The sequence below is a fragment of the Janthinobacterium saanense genome, from assembly GCF_014200675.1.
GTDB lineage: Bacteria > Pseudomonadota > Gammaproteobacteria > Burkholderiales > Burkholderiaceae_D > Janthinobacterium.
Map to the genome: position 1 here is coordinate 178,345 of NZ_JACHCI010000004.1, position 18,901 is coordinate 197,245.

21 protein-coding genes and 1 tRNA gene are annotated in these 18,901 nt (G+C 62.0%); 9 read left to right on the plus strand and 13 right to left on the minus strand.

The window, feature by feature from the left end; all coding sequences use genetic code 11:
• The first annotated feature begins 107 nt into the window (after positions 1-107).
• The 5 genes from fdhE (at position 108) to HDE72_RS07950 (ending at position 5,543) form a co-directional block, all read left to right on the plus strand.
• A complete protein-coding gene (fdhE, locus tag HDE72_RS07930; RefSeq protein ID WP_183738649.1) occupies positions 108-1,148 on the plus strand; it encodes a formate dehydrogenase accessory protein FdhE in 1,041 nt (346 codons plus the stop codon).
• On the plus strand, positions 1,148-2,554 hold the full coding sequence (gene selA / locus HDE72_RS07935) for an L-seryl-tRNA(Sec) selenium transferase (protein ID WP_183738651.1): 1,407 nt from the start codon (positions 1,148-1,150) through the stop codon (positions 2,552-2,554). Before fdhE ends, selA begins: the two co-directional genes overlap by 1 nt.
• Positions 2,551-4,500 (plus strand): selenocysteine-specific translation elongation factor, encoded by a 1,950-nt coding sequence (gene selB / locus HDE72_RS07940; RefSeq protein WP_183738653.1) that lies wholly within the window; start codon positions 2,551-2,553, stop codon positions 4,498-4,500. The genes selA and selB overlap by 4 nt, the downstream gene beginning before the upstream one ends.
• Before the next feature lie 18 nt (positions 4,501-4,518).
• Positions 4,519-4,614 (plus strand) — tRNA-Sec (locus tag HDE72_RS07945).
• A gap of 206 nt (positions 4,615-4,820) precedes the next feature.
• Positions 4,821-5,543, plus strand: a complete 723-nt coding sequence (locus tag HDE72_RS07950) for a substrate-binding periplasmic protein (RefSeq protein WP_183738655.1) — start codon at positions 4,821-4,823, stop codon at positions 5,541-5,543.
• Positions 5,544-5,546: 3 nt separating this feature from the next.
• Here HDE72_RS07950 and HDE72_RS07955 read toward each other — a convergent pair whose 3' ends face one another.
• The 7 genes from HDE72_RS07955 to fur form a co-directional block, all read right to left on the minus strand.
• Positions 5,547-6,275, minus strand: a complete 729-nt coding sequence (locus HDE72_RS07955; protein ID WP_260176565.1) for a GGDEF domain-containing protein — start codon at positions 6,273-6,275, stop codon at positions 5,547-5,549.
• A gap of 15 nt (positions 6,276-6,290) precedes the next feature.
• Positions 6,291-6,689, minus strand: a complete 399-nt coding sequence (locus HDE72_RS07960) for a DUF1987 domain-containing protein (protein WP_183738659.1) — start codon at positions 6,687-6,689, stop codon at positions 6,291-6,293.
• Positions 6,690-6,711: 22 nt separating this feature from the next.
• On the minus strand, positions 6,712-7,269 hold the full coding sequence (locus tag HDE72_RS07965; protein WP_183738660.1) for a SiaB family protein kinase: 558 nt from the start codon (positions 7,267-7,269) through the stop codon (positions 6,712-6,714).
• Positions 7,270-7,340: 71 nt separating this feature from the next.
• Positions 7,341-8,567, minus strand: coding sequence for a SpoIIE family protein phosphatase (locus HDE72_RS07970; RefSeq protein ID WP_183738661.1), 1,227 nt, complete (start codon positions 8,565-8,567; stop codon positions 7,341-7,343).
• A 171-nt stretch (positions 8,568-8,738) separates the two neighbouring features.
• Positions 8,739-9,317, minus strand: a complete 579-nt coding sequence (locus tag HDE72_RS07975; RefSeq protein ID WP_183738663.1) for an NAD(P)H-dependent oxidoreductase — start codon at positions 9,315-9,317, stop codon at positions 8,739-8,741.
• A gap of 73 nt (positions 9,318-9,390) precedes the next feature.
• Complete coding sequence (locus HDE72_RS07980; protein ID WP_183738665.1) at positions 9,391-9,744, minus strand: MerR family transcriptional regulator; 354 nt, start codon at positions 9,742-9,744, stop codon at positions 9,391-9,393.
• Positions 9,745-9,813: 69 nt separating this feature from the next.
• Positions 9,814-10,251, minus strand: coding sequence for a ferric iron uptake transcriptional regulator (gene fur, locus HDE72_RS07985; RefSeq protein WP_183738667.1), 438 nt, complete (start codon positions 10,249-10,251; stop codon positions 9,814-9,816).
• A gap of 304 nt (positions 10,252-10,555) precedes the next feature.
• Here fur and HDE72_RS07990 point away from each other — a divergent pair, with 304 nt between their 5' ends.
• The 4 genes from HDE72_RS07990 (at position 10,556) to HDE72_RS08005 (ending at position 13,649) form a co-directional block, all read left to right on the plus strand.
• The gene (locus HDE72_RS07990) at positions 10,556-11,452 is read left to right on the plus strand and encodes a LysR family transcriptional regulator (RefSeq protein WP_183738669.1); all 897 of its coding nucleotides are present in this window, start codon (positions 10,556-10,558) and stop codon (positions 11,450-11,452) included.
• A 146-nt stretch (positions 11,453-11,598) separates the two neighbouring features.
• Positions 11,599-12,216 carry an OmpW/AlkL family protein gene (locus HDE72_RS07995; RefSeq protein WP_183738671.1) on the plus strand — a complete coding sequence of 206 codons (618 nt, stop codon included), beginning with the start codon at positions 11,599-11,601 and terminating at the stop codon, positions 12,214-12,216.
• 118 nt (positions 12,217-12,334) lie between these two features.
• Positions 12,335-13,069: a CPBP family intramembrane glutamic endopeptidase gene (locus HDE72_RS08000; RefSeq protein WP_183738673.1), complete on the plus strand. Its 735-nt coding sequence runs from the start codon at positions 12,335-12,337 to the stop codon at positions 13,067-13,069.
• Positions 13,070-13,106: 37 nt separating this feature from the next.
• Complete coding sequence (locus HDE72_RS08005; RefSeq protein ID WP_183738675.1) at positions 13,107-13,649, plus strand: gamma carbonic anhydrase family protein; 543 nt, start codon at positions 13,107-13,109, stop codon at positions 13,647-13,649.
• Between the two features lie 34 nt (positions 13,650-13,683).
• Here HDE72_RS08005 and HDE72_RS08010 read toward each other — a convergent pair whose 3' ends face one another.
• The 6 genes from HDE72_RS08010 to HDE72_RS08035 form a co-directional block, all read right to left on the minus strand.
• Positions 13,684-13,989: a DUF3144 domain-containing protein gene (locus tag HDE72_RS08010; RefSeq protein WP_183738677.1), complete on the minus strand. Its 306-nt coding sequence runs from the start codon at positions 13,987-13,989 to the stop codon at positions 13,684-13,686.
• Positions 13,990-14,059: 70 nt separating this feature from the next.
• The gene (locus HDE72_RS08015) at positions 14,060-14,569 is read right to left on the minus strand and encodes a gluconokinase (protein WP_260176567.1); all 510 of its coding nucleotides are present in this window, start codon (positions 14,567-14,569) and stop codon (positions 14,060-14,062) included.
• A complete protein-coding gene (gene yfiB / locus HDE72_RS08020) occupies positions 14,566-15,069 on the minus strand; it encodes an outer membrane lipoprotein YfiB (protein WP_183738679.1) in 504 nt (167 codons plus the stop codon). Before yfiB ends, HDE72_RS08015 begins: the two co-directional genes overlap by 4 nt.
• 17 nt (positions 15,070-15,086) lie before the next feature.
• Positions 15,087-16,346, minus strand: coding sequence for a diguanylate cyclase DgcN/YfiN (gene dgcN / locus HDE72_RS08025; RefSeq protein WP_183738680.1), 1,260 nt, complete (start codon positions 16,344-16,346; stop codon positions 15,087-15,089).
• Positions 16,343-16,921 carry a regulatory sequestration protein YfiR gene (gene yfiR / locus HDE72_RS08030; protein ID WP_311735221.1) on the minus strand — a complete coding sequence of 193 codons (579 nt, stop codon included), beginning with the start codon at positions 16,919-16,921 and terminating at the stop codon, positions 16,343-16,345. Before yfiR ends, dgcN begins: the two co-directional genes overlap by 4 nt.
• 114 nt (positions 16,922-17,035) lie before the next feature.
• Positions 17,036-18,700 carry a Na+/H+ antiporter gene (locus tag HDE72_RS08035; protein ID WP_183738682.1) on the minus strand — a complete coding sequence of 555 codons (1,665 nt, stop codon included), beginning with the start codon at positions 18,698-18,700 and terminating at the stop codon, positions 17,036-17,038.
• Positions 18,701-18,901: the final 201 nt, after the last annotated feature.

The following is an 18,901-nucleotide window of genomic DNA, read 5'->3' on the forward strand; positions in this document are numbered from 1 at the left end:
GAGCTGGGGTCAGACCGTCGGGTCTGACCCCGGTTTTACGTTGCGTCTACATAGAACGTTATCGATTAAAATACTTTTACAGCAGCCTTTTTTGATGGGAAACTCCAGTGGTACAACGCATACTCCAGCCAGGCGAAATCGAAGGCCTGGACCACAACGCGATTCCGCGCCTGCTGCTGCCGCAGCCTTCCAGCCTGTTTACGGCGCGCGCCCTGCGCTTGCGCGAACTGGCGCAGGGCAATATCAAGGGCATCCCCGTCGATGCGGGCATGCAGGGTTATCTGGTGCTGATGGCCGCGCTGGCCGATGCGCAGGCTGTCGTCGTGGCCGGTCTGGCGCCGGACGCGGTGCCGGTGGCCGACGCCGAAGTGCTGGGCCGCGCGATACAGCACCGCATGCCGGTGCTGCCCGTCAGCGGTGCGCGCCCGCCTGTGTGGCGCACGATTTTCAACAGTCTGCTCGACGAGTTGAGCGCCACGGCGGCGCGCCAGCCGGCATTGGCTGGCGGCTTGACGCAAGTGCTGGCGCAGCTGCGCGCGCTGGACGGCGATGCGCTGGAAGCGTGCGCCGATGCGGTGCTCGATGAAAATGGCGACAACCTCAACCCCATGCATGCGCCGTTTGTCGCGGCCGCCCTGCAGATTTTATGGTCGGTGGCAGCCAGCCAGTTGCGCGCCACCCGCGTGCCGGACCTGGAAACGGGCAGCTTGTGCCCCGTCTGCGGTTCGCACCCGGTGGCCAGCGTGATCCGCATCGGCGGCCAGTCGCAAGGCTACCGTTATCTGCATTGCGGCATCTGCGAAAGCGAATGGCATATGGTGCGCGTGAAATGTTCGACCTGCGAACAGAATGGCAAGATTGCTTATCAGGGGCTGGACGCAGCCGATGCGGCGCCGTTCGACCCGGTGGCGGCCAAGGACGATAAATTGGTCAACAAGGCCAACGACCCGAAAAAGGTGGCGCGCGCGGAAACCTGCGACGATTGCCACACTTATCGCAAAGTCTTCAATCAGGAACACGATTACCAGGTCGAACCGCTGGCCGATGACCTGGCCAGCCTGATGCTGGACTTGCTGGTGGGCGAGGCCGGCTACCAGCGCGCCAGCGGCAATCCGCTGCTGTGGCTGGGCAAAGGGGGCGCACAGTAATGAGCGAGCAAACCGTGCGCCTGCCCTCGGTAGACCGCATCCTCGGTGATGCGGCGTGCCTGGCCTTGATCGCCGAATACGGCCGTGTGCAAACCCTGGCGTGCGCGCGGGTCTTGCTGGCCGAATTGCGCGCTTCCCTGCTGGCGGGCGCGGCGATGGAAGAGGCGGCCACCCTGGAAGCCATCGTGGCGCAGGCAGGCGTTCGGCTGCGTGAACAATCTCGCTCGCACCTGAAGCCCGTTTTTAATTTGACGGGCACGGTGCTGCATACGAATCTGGGCCGGGCCTTGCTGCCCGACGCTGCCGTACAAGCGGTGGTGGCAGCGCTGCAATGGCCGATGAATCTGGAATTCGACCTGGAAACGGGCAAGCGGGGCGACCGTGACGACCTGGTCGAGGAATTGCTGCGCGAACTGACGGGCGCCGAAGCGGCTACCGTCGTCAACAACAATGCGGCTGCCGTGCTGCTGATGCTCAACACGCTGGCGCAGGGCAAAGAGGTGATCGTCTCGCGTGGCGAGCTGGTGGAAATTGGCGGCGCCTTCCGCATTCCCGACGTGATGACGCGCGCCGGCGCGGTGCTGCGCGAAGTGGGCAGCACCAACCGCACCCACCTGGCCGACTACGCCAACGGTATCAATGAAAAAACTGCCTTGCTGATGAAGGTCCATTGCAGCAATTACGCGATTACCGGCTTTACCAAGAGCGTGGAACTCGATGCGCTGGTGCCCTTGGCGGCACAGCACGCGGTTCCCACCGCCGTGGACCTGGGTAGCGGCACCCTGGTTGATCTGGCGCAGTTCGGCTTGCCGCATGAAACCACGGTGCGCGAAACCATCGCAGCGGGGGCGGACCTGGTGACCTTCAGCGGCGACAAGCTGCTGGGCGGCCCGCAATGTGGCGTCATTGTGGGCCGTGCCGACCTGATCGCGAAGATCAAGCGCAATCCATTGAAGCGTGCACTGCGCGTTGGCAAGCTGACCCTGGCCGCGCTGGAACCGGTGCTGCAGCTGTACCGCGCCCCGGATTTATTGACCGAGCGCCTGACCACCTTGCGCTTGCTGACGCGGCCCGCCGCCGCCATGCGCAGCCAGGCGCAGGAACTGGCGCCGCTGCTGCAGCAAGCCTTGGGCGACGCGTATGTGGTCGGCGTGGAGTCCATGCTGAGCCAGATCGGCAGCGGCGCCTTGCCCGTCGATCAGCTCCCCAGCTGCGGCCTGGCGATTCGCAGCGTTGCCGGCTCGCGCCTGAGCAACGCGCTCGGTGTGCTGGAACAGCGCTTGCGCGCCTTGCCGCAACCGGTGATCGGGCGCATCAGCCAGGACACTTTATGGCTCGATTTGCGCTGCCTGGAAGCGGCGCACATGGCCGCCTTTACCCAGCAGCTGGGGCAACTGGGGCCATGATCGTCGGCACCGCAGGCCATATCGACCATGGCAAGACCACGCTCACGCGCGCGCTGACGGGCGTCCACACGGACCGCCTCAAGGAAGAGCGGGCACGCGGCATTTCGATTGAACTCGGTTACGCTTATCTACCGCTGGCCGATGGCACGGTGCTGGGCGTGATCGACGTGCCTGGCCACGAAAAATTCATCCGCACCATGGCTTCCGGCGTGACGGGCATCGATTTCGCCTTGCTGGTGGTGGCGGCCGATGACGGCATCATGCCGCAGACGCAGGAGCACCTGGCGATTTTGCAGTTGCTGGGCGTGACACGGGGCGCGGTGGCTTTGACCAAGATCGACCGCGCCGATGGCGCCCGCGTGGCGCAGGTGGAAGCCGATATCGAGGCGCTGCTCGATGGCACGCCGCTGGCCGGCAGCCCGATTTTCCCGACTGCCGCCAGCATGGACGACGATCCCGGCGTGGCCGCCTTGCTGGCCCACTTGACCCAAGTGTCGCGCAGCCTGCCGCAGCGCGATGAACGGCGGCTGTTCCGCCTGGGCGTGGACCGCGTGTTCACCTTGTCGGGGCAGGGCACCATCATCACGGGCACCGCGCTGGCTGGCATGGCGAAAGTAGGCGATACCCTGCAACTGGTGCCGGGAGGCGCCGAGGCGCGGGTACGCAGCATCCATGCGCAAAACCGCGCCGCCGAGACGGGCGTGGCAGGCCAGCGCCTGGCCCTGAACCTGGCCGGCATCGCCCGCGAAAGCATGGAACGGGGCAACTGGATCGTCGCGCCCGAGCTGGCTTTATGTTCGGAGCGCATCGATGTGGAACTGAGCCTGCTGCCCGACGCGGGTATGCAATTGAAAGCCTGGTCGCCGCTGCATGTGCACCTGGGCGCGGCGCACCAGCTGGCGCGCGCCGTGCCACTCGATGGCGACAGCTTGTCGCCGGGAGAAACCGGCAGGGTGCAACTGGTATTTGACGCGCCCATGCATGCGGTGCCGGGCGACCGCTTCGTGGTGCGCAATGCGCAAGCGACGCAGACGGTGGGCGGCGGCCTGGTGCTCGATCCGTTCGGCCCGGCGCGCAAGCGGCGCAGTGTAGCGCGACTGGCCTGGCTCGATGCGCTTGCCAGCTTTATCGCGCATGGCGATTACGCGGCCTTGCTGGCACAAAGCCCGCTGGGCCTGCGCGAGTCGCTGCTGGTGCGGCTATCGCTGCTGCCAGCGGCCGCCATCGCGCTGCCGCCAGACACGCGGCGCATAGGCTTGCGCGGTGGCGACGCCTTGCTCTTGGCGCCTGCCGCCTGGCACGCGCTGCGCCAGCGCGTGCTGGTGGCGCTGGACAGCTTCCATGCGCGGGCGCCCGACGAGGCAGGGCCGGAACTGTGGCGCTTGAAACGCATCGTCGACACCGAAATGGAAGACGCGCTGTGGAGTAGCCTGGTGCAGCAGCTGCTGGCAGACGGCGAGGTGCTGGCCCGTGGCGCCAGCCTGCACCTGCCCGGCCACAGCGTGGCATTGACGGCGCAGGAACAGCCGGTGGCCGATGCCATGCTGGTAGCTTTGGCGCGCGGGCGTTACGATCCGCCCTGGACGCGCGACCTGGCGCGTGAATTCAGTCTGGACGAAGACGAAGCGCGGCGTTTGCTGCGCAAGCTTGCCAAGGCGGGCCAGATCAGCCAGGTGGTGCACGACCTGTTTTATCACCCGGCAGCGCTGGCCGAGCTGGCGCAGCTGGTGGCAGAATTGGCCGGGAAAACGGCGCAGGAAGAGGGGCTGGAGGCGAGTGCCGGCGCCGTGGGCGCGGCCGTGTTTCGCGATGCCAGCGGACTGGGCCGCAAGCGTGCGATACAGGTTTTGGAATTTTTTGACCGCGTCGGTTATACTCGGCGTGTTGGTAACGGGCATTTATTGCGACCGCATGCACAGTGGTCGTATAGCCCATTAGCAATATAAGCAGTTGCCAGACACCACGGAAAGCACACTCATCCGGTGATGTGGCCGGGCTTCAAACCCGGTGGAGGGCGTCAGACGTTCTCCCGTAGGTTCGACTCCTACTGTTTTCCGCCAATCACTTCCTTCCTTCTTGTTTATTCTCCCTGATCGACTTCAACGTTGGCCCACCGCCACGCCCGCTATCAAATAATGACCTTAGAGGAAACATTTCCTAGCGGAAAAATTGAATCGGATGCTAACATCGAACCGGTGGCAGAAGCAGGCTGGGCGCGGTGTCTGGCGGTCTGGCACGGTGACAAGACAGGCGCAAGAAGGCGAGCATGAAGCAGGGACGAAGGGCATGGCTGCTGGTGGCGGCGCTGCTGCTGACGGCGAATGCCGCTGTGGCGGCCGGGCTGCGCATCGTCGGCGAACAGCATCTGGCGCCATCGAGCATGATGGACGGCGACCAGATCGTGGGCCGCGAGACGGCCAAGGTGCGCGACATCATGGCGCGCGCCGGCATTGCTTACAGCATGACGCTGCTGCCATGGAAACGCGCGTATGCGCAGGCGCTGCGCGATGCCGATACCTGCGTGTTTTCCACCACGCGCACGCCGGAGCGCGAAGCGCAATTCCGCTGGATCGGTCCGCTCAACGAAGCCGAATGGGTTTTATACGGGCTGGCGGGCCGGCGCCTGGTGCTGCGTACGCTCGACGATGCACGCGGTTTGACCATAGGCACGGTGCTGGGCGATGCACGCGAAGACTATCTGCGCCAGCGCGGCTTCGATGTGGCGCCCGTGACGCAGGACTGGATCAATCCGCAAAAGCTGCTGCTGGGCCGCATCGACCTGTGGGCGGTCGGCAAGGCGGTCGGCAGCAAGCCGTTCGCCGGCAAGGATTGGGAGGCGCGGGTGGTGCCGCTGCTGACGTTTAACCGGGTGCAGACTTATTTAGCCTGTAACAAGCGGGTGCCCGAAGCGCAGGTCGCTGCCATGCAGCGCGCCGTGCAAGCCATGCGCCGCGATGGCAGCATGGCGCGCCACGACAGCGCATATTAGAAATCAGCTTCCCAGCCACAGCCGCACGCAGTTGCGTCCTTCGCGCTTGGCGTGATACAGCGCCTGGTCGGCGTGGCTGTAGGCGGTCTCGAAGACGGTGCCGGCGCGGTTCCAGCTCAGGCCCACGCTGACCGTGATGGCGCGCGTGATCGGCGCCGCATGGCGGTGGCGGGCGATGGTGTCGCAAATCTGCTGCGCCACCTTGAGCGCGTCGTCGCGCGAGGTGGTGGGCCAGACCACGGAAAACTCTTCGCCGCCGACCCGGCCGATGGCCGTCTCTTCGCCCAATAATCGCTTCAGGCTGTCGACCACTGCCTGTATCACGCTGTCGCCGGCCGGGTGGCCGAAATCGTCGTTGACTTGCTTGAACAAATCGATATCGAGCACGATCAGGGCCATGTCGCCCAGCGCCAGGCTGGCCTGCGCGTGTTCGATCACGGCGCCGCGGTTCAGCGCGCCCGTCAGTGGGTCGTGCGTGGCGCGGTATTCCAGCTGGCCGGCCAGTTCCTGCAATTGCCGGTTCAGCTGATGCATGTCGCGCTCGGCGCGGTCGCTGCGGCGTATCAGCCGGCGCGTTTCGCGCATCAGGCGTTCATAATGGAGTATCAGCTCGCCGAGCACGCGCCGCTGTTCCGCGCCGGGCGCGTCCACATCGGCGTGCATGCTGCGGGCGGCCGCCAGCGCCGCCGCTTCCGCGGTAAACAGATCGGCTTCCAGGCTGGCCTCGGACATCGCTGTTCCCATGCCCTAGTTGCCGCGCACGGGATGGTCGCAGAAATCGAGCGCCGTGAAGTCGAGCTGCAGTTCCTGACCAAATTCCAGGATGGTGTCGTCGTCTTCGTCGTGGTACCAGTTCAGGCGCACATGGTTGCCGTCGATGGCTGCCTGGTTCAGGATATCGAACAGCGTAAACAGCATCTTGGTGCTGGAGCTGTTGAAATAGGCCAGCGAGACATTCACGCTGATTTCCACCTCGCGGCAGCCTTCCAGGTAGTTGCGCACGGCGGCGATCAGCGGGCCATAGAAGGCGGCTGCGTTTTCCGGATAGGACTCGCCCTTGATCGACAGGGTATGCTGCTCGAAGCGGAAATCGATTTCGGGCGAACTCGGGGTCGCGGTGATGAACAGTGGTGACGGTAATTGCATATGCTTTCCTGAGTCGGCTCTTTCAAATGATGGCTTTGATGCAGAAGATGGTGCTGCCCGGTTCCTGCGCGTCCTGGGCGAATTCGAATTCCAGCGGCTCGCTGGCGTCGCGCGCCATGGTCAAAAAGCCCAGGCCGGCGCCCTTGCTGTCGCTGGGCGTATCTTCACGCAGGGCGCGCTTGTAGGCCAGGCGGATATCTTCCATGGTCATGGTGTGCAGCGGTTCGAGGCGGGTGCGGATCTGCGCCACGTTGTCAGTCGAGACGGGATTGGCGCACAACAGAAAAAAACTGTCGCCGCGCGTACCGATGCAAAATGAACCGCGCCGCATCTGCTGGTCCAGCTGCGCATCGGGCGTCAGGCTGTCCGATGAATAGTGCATGATGTTTTGCGACATTTCGATGAACGAGGAAAAAATGCGCCGCCGCGTGGGGCCGGCCGCACCGGCCGTATCGAGGCGCGCCTTGATGGTTTCGGAAATTGCGCTGACCACGTGCTGCGAAAAGTAGCCCACGTAAAAAAAGATGATATTGCGCTTGCGCGCCACATCCCAAAACTCGTTGAATTCTTCGTACAGCACGACAGTGCTCCTGGCTGGCCGGTTGCCCGGCTTGATGTGGATGAAAGGCCTGAAGGCGCACTACAGGCGAGTTAAAGGCGAAAACAGAAAAAGGTCAGGTCGTCGCGGCGCGGCTGTGCGCCTTGCCAGGCTTTGACATCGTGCAGCAGGCTGGCCGCCACCTCGCGGGCCGGGCCATCGCGGCGGGCCAGCAACTGTTCGCGCATGCGCCGCTTGCCATAGGCGATATCGCGGCTGCCGCCGATCTGGTCGAGCAAGCCGTCGGTGGTGATGAAGAGCAGGCTGCCCTGTGGTGCTTCGAGCGTTTCGTTATGCCAGCAATAGCCGGCCGGCGTGTCGACATAACCGACGCCCATGCGCGCACCATCGATGGCACGCACGGCATCGTCAGCATCGCCGCCAGGCGCCAGCTGGTACAGCGTCAGTTTCGCCCCCGCGAAACGCAGGCTGGCGCTGGCTGTGTCGTAGCACAAAAAGGCGCAATCCATGCCGTCGTTTGAACCGGTGGCGCTGCCATCCTGGCCCAGCAGGGTCTTGATGGCGCGGCTGACGGCGCCGATCAGGGCGGCCGGATCATGCGGCCCCAGTTCGCGCAAGGCCTGGCTCAGGGCGGATGAAGCGATCAGGGTCATGAAGGCGCCGGGCACGCCGTGTCCCGTGCAGTCGGCAATGGCGGCAAACCAGCCGCCCGCGTGGCGCTCGAAAAAATAAAAGTCGCCGCCGACCACGTCGCGCGGCTGCCATTCCAGGTGGGCGTCGGGCAGGGTGGCGGACAGTTCGGCGTCGGAGGTACGCAGCAGGGCGCGCTGTATCACGCTGGCGTAATCGATGCTGTGCATGATCTGGCGGTTTTTTTCGGCTTGCATGGTGGCCACCACATTCATCAGCTGCAAGCCAAAACCCACGCCGGCCAGCGCGCCATCTTCGGTGATGATGAAGCCGTCGGCCAGCGCTTTTTCGCCCGCTTCCACGGCGCGGAAGGTGAGGTCTTCGATGCTCATGGCCGAGTCGACGATCAGCGGCTCCTTGTCCATGAAGGCGATGCAGCTCTTCTTGCCATACACCTCATGGTAAAAGGGCTTGGACATTTGCGACATGAAGATATTGCGGCTGATCAAGCCGATCGGCCGCTGCTGTTCCGTCACGGGCAAGCTCATCATGTCGCGCCGTTCCGTGAACAGTTCCAGCACGTCGAAATTGCTGGCGTCGGCCTGCACCGACTCGGTGGCGATGCACAGGTCGGCCGCCACGGAAGAGCGATAGCGGGGAAGATGCAGACGAGAGGCGTTGAACTCCACAGGCGGCTACCTTTACATAACGGTCGGTGCCCTGTTGCCGCAACTGCAAGGCGACTGGCAAAAAGGCAATATCAGCATGGTAGCCGCTGAATGTGACAGCTTGATTACCAGTCGCCGTGGAATGTATCAAAAGCGCATGAAAGATGGATGCTTGGCAAGTCGGGAGTTTACTTACACGCGAATCGCCAGCTTGCGAACCTGGGCCAGCCAGCGCTCTCTTTGCTGTTGCGTGGAATTCAAAATGGGACCGAAGCTAACCACCTTGACAGGTTTGACGCCGCAAAACTCCAGCGTTGTCTTGCGCAGCTGGTGGATGCCGGGCATGTGGTAGATCCAGCGAAAGTACCAGGGCGGCGTATCCATGGTGACCAGCAGCTGGGTCGTGCGTCCGGCCAGCAATTGCGCGGGGAAAGCTTTGCCGGGCCGGTACTTGAAAGCGTAGCCGGGCAGGAAGACCCGGTCGATAAAGCCTTTCAGCAAGGCCGGTGCGCCACCCCACCAGATCGGGTAGGCAAACACCAGGTGGTCGGCCCAGCTAATGTCTGCCTGCGCCGCCAGCAAATCCGCTTCCAGCGGCTGGACCTGGCGATAACCTTCACGCAGGATGGGATCGAAATTGAGCTGGCCCAGGCGCAGTTCGCGCAGCTCGTGGCCTTGCTTGCGTGCCGCGTCGGCATAGCTTTCGGCTAGTGCACAACAGAAACTATCGTTGGAAGGATGGCCGAGGATGACCAGGATGCGTTTGCCCATGCTGCATGCTTTCTGAAAGAAGAACAGCCTGCATGCTAAACCTTGCCCCTAGCGGTAGGGTCAAGCGGCAGAGTCAAGCGGCCTGGCACTGCAGGCAGTCATGGATTTCGGCGTCGATCTGGCCCAGTTGCATATCGAGCTGGCGCAGGCGGGCGATTTCCTCGCGCAGTTGCGAGCGCTTGGCGGCGATCAGCTCGGACAGGCTAGCCCAGTCCGTGTCATCGCCGGCCAGCACGGGCAGCAGTTCGGCCAGGCGAAAACCCAGCGCCTGGGCCTGGCGTATCAGTTTGACTTGGGCAAGGTCTTGCTGCGTGTAACGGCGGTAGGCGCCAGCGCGCCTGACTTCGCCCAGCAAGCCCAGCGCCTCGTAATGGCGCAAGGCCTTGGGTGTTGCACCCGCCAGTCGGGAAATTTCTCCAATGTACACTTTTCCTCCTATCAAGCTTGAACGCAGTGTAGCGCAAGGCCGGCTTGCCTTGGCTGCTCAAGCGTGACGTCAGACCTTGCGGGGAGGTATCTTTTTTGCCGTGCAGTCGGCGCAAGTGCCATACAGCGACAGTGCATGTTCGTGCAGCACAAAACCACGCTCGGCGGCGATTTCATTTTGCCGCAGCTCGATGCCTTCATCGACAAACTCATCGACCTTGCCGCAACCGGTGCAGACCAGGTGGTCGTGGTGCTGGCCTTCATTCAGCTCGAACACGGCGTGGCCCGACTCAAAGTGGCGACGGAACAAAATGCCCGCTTCGGCAAACTGCATCAGCACGCGGTAAATGGTGGCCAGGCCCACATCGATTTTTTCAGCCAGCAAGAGCTTATAGACATCGTCCGCACTCAGATGCTTGATCGACCCTTCCTGAAACAGCTGCAAGATCCGCAAACGGGGGATGGTGACTTTCAAGCCTGAATCCCGCAGTTCCCTCAATATATCCATTGTCTCCCTTTCTCGTGGATGACGCCTGACCAAACCTGCTGCACGTTGTGAGTCGCGGTCTGCGATGCTCACCGTACTCCAGCACGGTTGCGCTTCTCAAGCACAACTCCCTGCCGCTCGCGACGGTTTCGTCAGGCCTTGTTAGTTCGTATGTACGCAAACATTTTTTTACTTAATCATTATATCGCAAATGATAATCATTACTATTCTCATTTGATTGGCGGGTCATGCTTTTGTTGGCATTTATGGAAATATTCCTACAAAATCGCTACACTGTGCAGTAACGATAAACAATGAGGTGACTATGGACCGATTTGATGCGATGCGTATCTTTACGCGCATTGTGGAGCTGAACAGTTTTACCAAGGCGGCCCATGATCTGGGTTTTCCCAAGGCCACGGTGACGCATGCGATCAAGCAACTGGAGGCGCGCTTGCGCGTGCGCCTGTTGCACCGGACCACGCGCCAGGTGACGCCTACGCTCGATGGTCAGGCGTATTATCAGCGCTGCGTGCGCTTGCTGGCGGACCTGGAAGAGACGGAGAATGTGTTTTCGGCAGCCGTGCAGCAGCCGGCCGGCAAGTTGCGCATCGATATGCATAGCACGCTGGGCATGCATTTCGTGATGCCCGTGCTGGACCAGTTCTGCGCGCGCTATCCGCTGATCGAACTGGAGATCGGCATGGGCGACCGCCTGGTCGACCTGGTGCGGGAAGGTGTCGATTGCGTCTTGCGCGTGGGCGTGTTGACGGACTCGTCCATGGTGGCGCGCCGGGTGGCGCTGCTCGAGCAAGTGACGTGCGCCAGTCCCGCCTATCTGGCTGCGCACGGCACGCCGCACACCCTGGCCGACTTGCAGGGCCACCGCGCCGTCAACTTTTTTTCTGCCCATACCGGCAAGCTGTGGCCATTCGAATTCAAGGCCGATGGCCAGCTGCACAGCCTGGAATTGCCAGGTACCGTATCTGTCAATAATGCCGATGCGTATCACGCCTGCTGCCGCGCGGGCATGGGCTTGATACAGGCGCCCCGTTATCATCTGGAAAAATCGATTGCGGCCGGCGAGCTGTGCGAAATCTTGCCGGCGCTGCGTCCTGATCCTGTCCCCGTTTCCGTGATGTATCCGCATCACCGGCAACTGTCGTCCAGAGTGCGGGTATTTGCAGACTGGCTGGCCAGCCTGTTTGCCGGCGTGCATTGATGCACTCAATGCCTGATTTTTCTTGACTTGAGTAAAGGAAAAAATCCCTCTGTGATCGTCATCGGGAGCTATTTGATGTGGATCAAAGTTTTTGCTGCACTGCACTTTTAGACTGCACAGCGTTACTTAACGACAGAGAGAATGAAATGAAAAAGTCCGCAACTGCAGCAGCACTCGTCCTGGCCGTCATCGGCGCCTACGCCGGCAATGCAATGGCAGAGGAAAGCCCGTGGCTGGTCCGCGTCCGCGCCGTGCATATTGACCCGGCCGACAAGTCTGCTCCGATCGGCGGCGTGGGCGCATCCGACCGTTTGCATGTCAGCAGCAAGACGATTCCTGAAATCGACATCTCGTATTTCTTTACCCCCAATATCGCCGCCGAACTGATTTTGACCTACCCGCAAAAGCATGACGTCACGCTCGATGGCGCCAAGATCGGTACTTTCAAGCACTTGCCGCCGACCTTGTCGCTGCAATACCATTTCACGCCGGAAAAACAGTTCAGCCCTTATGTGGGCGCAGGCGTGAACTACACCACCATGTCGGGCGTGAATCTGCTGGACGGCGCCGGCCGTCTGGAACACGACAGCTGGGGCCTTTCCTTGCAAGCGGGTGCTGACTACAAGTTCGACAAGAACTGGTCCTTGAACTTCGACGTCAAGAAAGTGCAGATCCGCAGCGACGTATTCATCTCTGGCGCCAAGGCCAGCGAAGTCAAGGTGGATCCCTGGCTGATCGGCGTGGGCGTCGGCTACCGCTTCTAAGCAAGTCGCGCTGACATGGAATCCGGCTCCCTAGCCGGATTTTTTTCGCCTATTTCTTTTGTTGCCGAATACAATTGCTGCCGTTGTATCTATTGATACTTTTGCATTTCTTCTTTTTATGATGCCTGAGCTGACTTCCCTGACGCAATATCTGCTGGCCATTACGCCCGCGTTTCTCGTCTGCGGCGCCTTGCTGCTGGCCGTGCCGCGCCAGTTGCCGCTGTTGCGGGTGCTGGTGCATATACTGTTCTTTGTGCTGGCGCGCGATGCGATGACGGTCCATGGTTATTGGCAAGTAGCAGCTGGCGGCTTGCGCTTTATGGCGCCGCCCTTGATCTTGCTGGCGCTGGGCGCCATGTCGCTGGGTCTGATCGGCGGTATTTTCAGCCTGGAAAAAGAAATGCGTGCCCGCATCCGTTGGGCAGGGAAGGGATACGCCAGGTCTGCCGCCTGGGGTCTGGCCGGTGCCGCGCTGGTGGTGGTGTTGGCCGTCATGTTGAAGGCGCTGTCCGGTATGCCGTCCTTGCCGCCCGTCGACAGGTCTTTATTGCCGCTGTTGCTGCTGTTTGCGCTGGCGGCCAATTGTTATGAAGAGCTGCTGTTTCGCGGTTTGCTGCAGCAGCAGTTGCAAGAACACATGCCGGCCGTGCGCGCGGCGCTGGTGTCGGGCTTGCTGTTTGGCCTGTGCCATGCTTTCCTGGCCACCACCGTCACGCAGGTGGGCGCGCCCATACTCGTATTTACCGTGATCGAAGGTGTGGTGGCGGGACTGGTATATAGTCGTGCCGGCTTGCTGGGCGCGTCGCTGGCGCATGGCCTGGCGATCTTTGCGCTGGCAGCCGGCTGGGTGTAATACTGTCTGTTTATTTTTAGTCTGAAGCGAGAAAACCATGCCTCTGAGTTCTTACCTCAATACCCGTCCCGTGGTGGGCGAACGCGTCTACCTGCACGGCACGGCGCAAGTGATCGGCGATGTGCAGATAGCCGATGATTGCTCGATCTGGTGCAACAGCGTGCTGCGCGGCGACGTCAACCGCATCGTCATCGGCGAGGGCAGCAATGTGCAAGACTTTTCCATGGGCCATGTGTCGCACAAGAGCGCGGCCAAGCCCGAAGGCTCGCCTTTGACCATCGGTAAATACGTGACCATCGGCCATTCCGTGATCTTGCACGGCTGCACCATTGGCGATGAATGCCTGATCGGCATGGGCAGCATCGTCATGGACGATGTGGTGGTGGAGAAAAACGTGATGCTGGGCGCTGGCAGCCTGGTGTCGCCAGGCAAGGTGCTGGAAAGCGGCCATTTGTATGTGGGCCGGCCGGCTGTGAAAGTGCGCGCCTTGAGCGAAGCCGAGATTGCCTACCTGCGCTATTCGGCCGAGCATTATGTGCGTGTGAAGAATAATTACCTGGCAGGCAAGGATGACGCCTGAGGTCAGGCGCCGGTATCCTTGGCCGGCGTAAAGATCAAGCCTTGGGCGCGGCGGCAGGATCGGTATATTTGGCGAAGTTGGCGATATAGTCGTTGAAGTTATCGTTCAGCATGCGCTTGTATTGCTCGGTGAAAAAGGCGACAGCCTCTTCTTTTTCTTGCTGCATCTTGAGCGGATCATTGGTCTTGCTGGCGATCAGGAAGGCATTGAAGCGGGCAGCGGCGTACAGCAGCGAAGTTGCCACTTCACCGCCGTTGCTGTGTTCACATTGCTGATTGGCTACGGCGATGATCTGGTCGGCCCGTTCCCAGAATTCGGGGCCCGTTTTTGGTGTGCTCATACGACTCCTCATGAAATTGCACGTCAGTCTACACAGCGGACCACAGCCTGTCCAGCCGCCAGGGCAGGCTTCAAGCCGCTTGCAGTAGTTGTTCCACCAGCATCTCTGGCGGCTGGCGGAAATCGAGCACGATGCCGGCCTCGTCCTCTTGCAGTGGCTGCAAAGTTTGCAACTGGCTGTCCAGCAGGCTGGCGGGCATGAAGTGCTGCCGGTCTTGCATGCGATGCAGCAGCACCGCGCGCGGACCGTCCAGGTGGGCAAAGCGCAAAGCTGGGTCGCCCTCGCGCAAGAGCTCCCGGTAAGCGCGTTTCAGCGCCGAGCACGACACCACCAGGCCGACGCCTTGCGCGCGGGCGGCGGCGATGCGGTCGCGCAAGGCGGCCAGCCAGCCGGCGCGGTCGGCGTCGGTGAGTGGCACGCCGGCCGCCATTTTGGCGACGTTTTCCGGCGGATGCAAAGCGTCGCCTTCCACATAGTCCACGCCCAGCTGGCTGGCCAGCAGGCTGCCGATGAAACTCTTGCCGCAACCGGACACACCCATCACGACCCAGCGCAGCGTGTTTGTCCGGCTTGCGGTCATGGCGAGGTGACGATGACGGTGACGCGGCGGTTTTCTGCCTGGCCGGCCTTGCTGGCGTTCGATGCTACCGGTTTGCTCATGCCCAGGCCGCGCACGACCATGTTGCTGCGTGGAATACCCGCCGAGCTCATCGCGTCGGCGATCACGTTGGCGCGCGCCAGCGACAGCTTGTTATTGAGCGCTTCGGCTCCTTCGCTATCCGTATGGCCTTCCACGCGCAAGTGCGTGATATTGACCTTGATCAAGGCGGCGCTGATTTTCTGGATGCCGCTGCGGCTGGCGCTGGTCAGGCTGGAGGCGGCGAAGTCGAACAGCAGCTTGTCGGTAAAGCTCAGCTCCCAGCCTTCGTCCGTCTGATAAAAGCCTTGTTCTTTCAAGGTGGCGATCTGCTCGGCATTGAATGGCGATTTTGTCGCCGGCGTGCTCTGGCAGGCGGCCAGCAGGCTCAGCATGAGCAAGCCGAGGAAACCAAGGCGTAGGCGCTGGATGATCAATTGCATTGTGAAACTCCTTGCGGTCAGGGTTGAATATGGTTGTAAGGAAGGCGGGCCACTTCGCGCGTGCCGCGCTGTGTTTGCTTGGCCCTGTACATCGCTTCATCGGCCGCGCCCACCAGCGAGGCCGAATCGACGGCGTGGTCAGGGAAGACGGCCACGCCGATGGTCAGCGAGGTAACGATGCTGTTGCCCGTTGGCAGGTCGATCGCTTGCGACATCACGGCGATGATGTTGTCGGCGATGTGCATGGCGTCGCTGCTGTGGCGCAGGGGTTTGAGCAGGATGGCGAATTCATCGCCGCCCAGCCGCGCCACCAGGTCGCCTTCACGCAACTGCTGCTTGATGCGCGCAGCGATGGTCACGAGCACTCTGTCGCCGGCAGCATGGCCATAGGTATCATTGATGTACTTGAAGCGGTCGCTGTCGAGAAACAGCATGGCCACCTTGCCATTGCTGATGCGCGCCTCGCTGATGGCACGATCGAGTTCGGCTTCCATGAAGGAACGGTTGGACAAGCCTGTCAGGCTGTCGTGATTAGCCTTGTGCGACAGCGAGGCGTTTTCTTTTTGCAGATGGCTTTGCCATGCCTCCAGCTCGTCGAGCAGGGCGTTAAAGTCGTCGTTGATCTGGTTGAGTTCGGCAATATTGGCGCTGGGCACGCGCAACTCAAACGAGCGGTCGCGCCGCACGCGGTGGGCTGTCTCGGCCAGGTTGCGCAGCGGCGCCGTGATGTCGATTTCCATGCGGCGCGACAGGCGCACGGCCACGGCCAGGCTCAGCGCCAGGCAGCCCAGCAGGCAGGACAGGCCGGTAAGCAGGAAGGGCAGCAGGCTGCGGCTGTGCGGCACCAGTTCGATGCTGCCGATCTCCTGTTCGTCGTGTGTGATGGGAAACGCCAGCGATTTGGGCAGCATCCAGCCCGTCAGCGCCCGTTCGATGTAGTAGCGCGTGCCATGTTCGCCCCGTTCCCAGCGCGCCAGGATCTTGCCTTCCTTATCCTTGACCCAGGCCTGGTCGATGTCTTCATTGACGCCGATCAGGGCCAGCGCTTCCTTGGCGGCGATGGGATCGCCAAACACCACGGCCGCTTCCACCGTATAGCTCATCGAGCGCGCCACCAGGCGCAAATTCTGGTCCGAATACACGCGCAGGGCCAGCAGCGCCACGGCGGTCAGGGTCAGGCCGGCGGCCAGCACGGCGATCAGCGAGACGCTCAGATGGGCGCGGCGCAGCACGCTGTCTAGCGTGGGCCGGGCTTTCTTGTGTTTGACGGCCGTCATGGCGCAGGCCCCTTGCGGCGGGCGATCTGCAGCGCGTTCGGATGCACGCGCAAGCCGCTGCGGGCGATGGCGTCCAGGTTGACGTCAAAGCCCAGCTGCGTTTCCACCAGGCGCAGGCAAAACATGGTGCCGACCAGGCAGGCCGTCCCCGGTTCGCTGACCGACAGGATGGGTTTGCCGATGATTTGTGCCAGCAATTGCTCACGTTCAACGTCGGGCAAGCTGCCGATATAGACGACATCGCATTCGGTAGCGGCGCCGACGGCGGTCTGGATCTTGATGCGGATGCGCTGCCCCATGCCGGATGCAGGTGTATCGATAATGGCATTCTCCTGGCGCATGGTGCCTACCATGCAGACGCGCACTTCCGGCCGCGCCAGGGGCCAGCGCACATAGCTGATAATGCCGAATAGTATTTGGGCAACATCAGCCGGGCGTCTCGCTTCGGCGCTGGCAGGGGCGCTTGTTCCTTGCGCTGCGCCTTGCGCCCACGCTGTGCCCGTGCTGGCACAGGCCAGCAACAGGCTGCCGAGCAATAGCGGCAAGCGGCGCCAGGGGCGGAAGAGGGAAGGCACGGCGATGTTTATCTGTAAGTAGCTCAGACTGCAAGCAATTAGGATGAAAAGAAATTAATTTCGTCGTAGAGCTTGCATCATTATAAACATTAACGTTGTGGCCTGCATGGCTACTTACTCTTCCAGCGTCGCTTCCAGCAAATCGATTTCACGCAAGAGGCGCAAATGGATGGCGTCGTCCAGTTCACCGGAGATGCGGCGGCGGAACAGTTCGTCGCGCTCGGCCGTCAAGGCTTCCAGGCGCAGCGCCCGTTCCGTCCTGGCCAGCTCCTGCATGCGGGCCGCTTCGTCATTGCTGCTTTCGCCATACGCGAGGCGGCGCCGGTAGGCTTCGATCAATCGATTCGCCGCTTCCGTGACGACTTGCTGCTTGCCTTCCGTACTGATACCCGCACAGACTTTTTCCAGCCGCACGATGGCCGCTTCGGCGGCGGCCGAGCGCGCATTGCGTTCCTCGCTGGAACGGCGGGCCGGTGGCGCGAACACCAGGCCCTTGGTCAGCAGGGGCAGGGTGATGCTGGCCAGCACCAGCGATAGCAGGATCACGCCCATCGCCAGGAAAATGACCAGGTCGCGCGCAGGGAAGCGCGTGCCATCGGGCAAGAACAGGGGCAGGGTCAAGATGCCGGCCAGGGTCAGCGCGCCGCGCACGCCCGCGAACGAGGCCACCAGCAGCAAACGCAGGCTGGGGCGTACCAGTTGCTTGCCGTCCTTGCCTTGCTGATTGCCGGCCAGCCTGTCTTTCTTGTTTTGCTTGAACAAGGTCAGTTTCATGGAAATGAAGACCCACAGAAAGCGCATGAAGGTCAGTCCCACGGTGATAGCCACCACGTACAAGGGCAGTTTCCAGGCGCTGCCGGCGCCCACTTCGGCCGAGGCCGCCTGCAGATTGCCTATGCTGGCAGGCAATTGGGCGCCCAGCATGACGAAGATGACACCATTCAAGAGCAGTTGCACGGTATCCCAGACTGCCTTGCGCTGGGTGCGCGTGGCAGCCAGTGGCCGGCCTATCAGATCGGCATAATGCATGGAAACGCCTGCCGTGGCGGCCGCCAGGATGCCCGAGCCATGGATTTGCTCGGCGCCCAGGTAGGCGGCGAAGGGGATCAAAATACTGATCAGGATTTGCAGGCCGGGCTCTTCGCCGACCTTGCTGACCAGCCATTTGTTGGCCAGGCCCACGCCCCAGGAAATGGCCAGGCCGATGAGGATGCCGCCACCGGCTTCGCGCAAAAAGCTCAGCGAGGCGGCGCCGATGGAAAAGCCGCCCGTCATCATGGCGGCCACGGCAAAGGTAAAGCAGACCAGGCCGGACGCGTCATTGAGCAGGGATTCGCCTTCCAGGATATGCATCAGGCGCGGCGGGATCGGGTTGCCGGCGGCAATCGCCGAGACGGCTACCGGGTCGGTCGGCGAGAGGATGGCGCCCAGCGCGAAGGCCACCGCCAGCGGCACGCTGGGGATCAGCCAGTCGATGAAGAAGCCCATGCCCAGCACGGTAAACAGCACCAGGCCGATGGCCAGCATCAGGATCGAGCGTGCATCGCTGAAAAACGCGCCCTTGGGAATGCGCCAGCCATCGAGGAACAGCAGCGGCGGAATGAACAGCAAAAAGAAAATTTCAGGGTCGAGCGGCAGTTGCATGCCGAACAGGGCCAATCCGGTGCCGCCGGCGATTTGCACCAGCGGCAGCGGCAGCCTGACCCAGCGCGTGCGGGCGACGAAGCCGCACAGAACGACGGTCAGGACCAGGACGAGAATAATGGTAACGGTGTGCATGGGAAAGAGAGGACCCGGCTTGCTAAAAAGATGATTATAAAGCGCCGGACCCGCCAGCCGTGAACGCCTGCCATGCAGGCAGCCTCGGCAGACTTGTCTTTGTGGACATGCAACAAGTCGCAATCGGTTAAGATTGGGGCATGCCACCGCCAGGCCGCGCATGGCGCACAAGCGCGCGCGGCCAGCCTGTTTTGAATGGAA

Excerpts from the sequence above, each read along its gene's own strand:
- HDE72_RS08015 (WP_260176567.1), bottom strand. The coding sequence starts at position 14,569 with ATGACCGCAAGCCGGACAAACACGCTGCGCTGGGTCGTGATGGGTGTG.
- HDE72_RS08005 (WP_183738675.1), top strand. The coding sequence starts at position 13,107 with ATGCCTCTGAGTTCTTACCTCAATACCCGTCCCGTGGTGGGCGAACGC.
- HDE72_RS07955 (WP_260176565.1), bottom strand. The coding sequence starts at position 6,275 with ATGTCCGAGGCCAGCCTGGAAGCCGATCTGTTTACCGCGGAAGCGGCG.
- selA (WP_183738651.1), top strand. The coding sequence starts at position 1,148 with ATGAGCGAGCAAACCGTGCGCCTGCCCTCGGTAGACCGCATCCTCGGT.
- selB (WP_183738653.1), top strand. The coding sequence starts at position 2,551 with ATGATCGTCGGCACCGCAGGCCATATCGACCATGGCAAGACCACGCTC.
- dgcN (WP_183738680.1), bottom strand. The coding sequence starts at position 16,346 with ATGACGGCCGTCAAACACAAGAAAGCCCGGCCCACGCTAGACAGCGTG.
- HDE72_RS07975 (WP_183738663.1), bottom strand. The coding sequence starts at position 9,317 with ATGGGCAAACGCATCCTGGTCATCCTCGGCCATCCTTCCAACGATAGT.
- yfiB (WP_183738679.1), bottom strand. The coding sequence starts at position 15,069 with ATGCAATTGATCATCCAGCGCCTACGCCTTGGTTTCCTCGGCTTGCTC.
- HDE72_RS08000 (WP_183738673.1), top strand. The coding sequence starts at position 12,335 with ATGATGCCTGAGCTGACTTCCCTGACGCAATATCTGCTGGCCATTACG.
- fur (WP_183738667.1), bottom strand. The coding sequence starts at position 10,251 with ATGGATATATTGAGGGAACTGCGGGATTCAGGCTTGAAAGTCACCATC.
- HDE72_RS07990 (WP_183738669.1), top strand. The coding sequence starts at position 10,556 with ATGGACCGATTTGATGCGATGCGTATCTTTACGCGCATTGTGGAGCTG.
- HDE72_RS07950 (WP_183738655.1), top strand. The coding sequence starts at position 4,821 with ATGAAGCAGGGACGAAGGGCATGGCTGCTGGTGGCGGCGCTGCTGCTG.
- HDE72_RS07960 (WP_183738659.1), bottom strand. The coding sequence starts at position 6,689 with ATGCAATTACCGTCACCACTGTTCATCACCGCGACCCCGAGTTCGCCC.
- HDE72_RS08010 (WP_183738677.1), bottom strand. The coding sequence starts at position 13,989 with ATGAGCACACCAAAAACGGGCCCCGAATTCTGGGAACGGGCCGACCAG.
- HDE72_RS07995 (WP_183738671.1), top strand. The coding sequence starts at position 11,599 with ATGAAAAAGTCCGCAACTGCAGCAGCACTCGTCCTGGCCGTCATCGGC.
- HDE72_RS08035 (WP_183738682.1), bottom strand. The coding sequence starts at position 18,700 with ATGCACACCGTTACCATTATTCTCGTCCTGGTCCTGACCGTCGTTCTG.